This is a genomic window from Kitasatospora sp. NPDC058115 (assembly GCF_042884635.1).
GTDB lineage: Bacteria > Actinomycetota > Actinomycetes > Streptomycetales > Streptomycetaceae > Kitasatospora.
Window position 1 is genome coordinate 80,939 of sequence record NZ_JBHVTL010000005.1, and the last position, 655, is coordinate 81,593.

Below are 655 nucleotides of genomic sequence, written 5' to 3' on the forward strand. Positions count from 1 at the left end.
GCCGCAGCTCGTGCGCGGCCCGGTGCCCGATGGCGACAGCGGCCGGCCGCCGGCCGTCCGGGCGCGGGTCGGGGCGGACCGCCCGGGCGCGAGTTGAGGGCCTGGTGGCGCCGGTTGGTGGCCGGGGGTGGGGTGGGGCCTGCTTTCGACGTGGGTGTCGCTCGGTGGGGTTCGGGGCCGGGTCGTCCCGGGACCTGCCCGGCGGCTCCGGCCGGTGGTCGTGGGTGGGGTGGGGCTTGTTCCCGACGTGGGTGTCGCTCGGTGGGGTTCGGGGTTCGGGGCCGGGCCGTCCCGGGACCTGTCCGGCAGCCCCGGCCGGTGGCCGGTGGGTGGGGTGGGGCCTGTTCCTGACCTGGGCGTCGCCCGGCGAGGTCCGGGGGCCTGAGCCGAGCCCTCCCGGCGCGGGTCGGGGCGGATCACCAGGGTTCCTTCCGGGGCGTGGGTGGCGGCGGCCGGTGTCCATGGGGGTGCGGGTGGGGCCGGCTCCGGCCGTGGGCGTCGCCCGGTGGGGGTGCGGGGCCGGGGCCCGCCGCCGTGTACAGGCGGGCCGCCGGCCATCCCGGGGCCGGGCCCGTTCCTGCGCGGGTCGGGGCGGAGCGCTCGGGCCCGTGGTGGCGCCGGTTGGTGGCCGATGGGTGTTCGTGGGGTGCGGGTG